Origin of the sequence: Mycobacterium sp. 1245801.1 (genome assembly GCF_001673055.1) — a bacterium.
Lineage (GTDB): Bacteria > Actinomycetota > Actinomycetes > Mycobacteriales > Mycobacteriaceae > Mycobacterium > Mycobacterium europaeum_A.
In genome coordinates, this window is record NZ_LZKY01000286.1 from 1 (window position 1) to 717 (window position 717).

A 717-nucleotide genomic window follows, 5' to 3' on the forward strand; every position below is an offset into this window, starting at 1 on the left:
TCTCGCTGCTGGACAGCCTGTATATGGTTCCGCCGCCGCGGATCATCGGCCGCGCCATGGCGCACAATCTGCGGCTCTGGCTGGGCGAGCGGCGTCAGGCCGCCAAAGAGCGCGTGGCGAGCGCGAGCGCGGCGCAGCCGGGCGAGGCGGGTCGCCACGATCGGGCCTAGGCCCCGGTCACAACCCCACCGTCGCCCTGAACAACTTGGTGGGTTGGTGCGCGACCAGCCGGATCGGGGCGTCGTCGGCCGCGACCCAGGCGGCCATCCCCCGCTTCAGTGTCAGCGAGCCGGATTTGCCGTGCACCGTTGTGCAGCCCTGGCTGCACAACAGGATCTGCGGGCCGTCGTGGCTGCACGTCGCGTCCACCTCGTGGCCGACGTACTCGTCGTCGAGCTGCAACAGGGCGACGGCGAACTCGTCGGTCGGCGTCTCATAGATCAGGCCGAAACCCTCGCGGCGGATGGGCGGGCGCAGCTGCTCCTCGGTGGTGGGCGCGAAGTCCAGCACGCGCAGCAGCTCGGGCACGTCGACGTGCTTGGGGGTCAGCCCGCCGCGTAACACGTTGTCGGAGTTGGCCATCACCTCCACCGCGAAACCGCGCAGGTAGGTGTGCAGGTTGCCGGCGGAGACGAAGATGGCCTCGCCCGGGGCCAGGGTGATGCGGTTCAGCAGCAGCGCCGCCAGCACCCCGGCGTCGCCGGGATAGCGCTGGTC

At 70.6% G+C, this 717-nt stretch carries 2 pseudogenes; one reads left to right on the forward strand and one right to left on the reverse strand.

Going from position 1 to position 717, the window contains the following annotated elements:
- Positions 1–170, forward strand: a pseudogene (locus tag A5622_RS29290) (oxidoreductase); the annotation flags it as partial.
- A 7-nt stretch (positions 171–177) separates the two neighbouring features.
- On the opposite strand, the pseudogene A5622_RS18450 reads toward A5622_RS29290, so the two are convergent.
- Positions 178–717, reverse strand: a pseudogene (locus A5622_RS18450) (mannose-6-phosphate isomerase, class I); the annotation flags it as partial.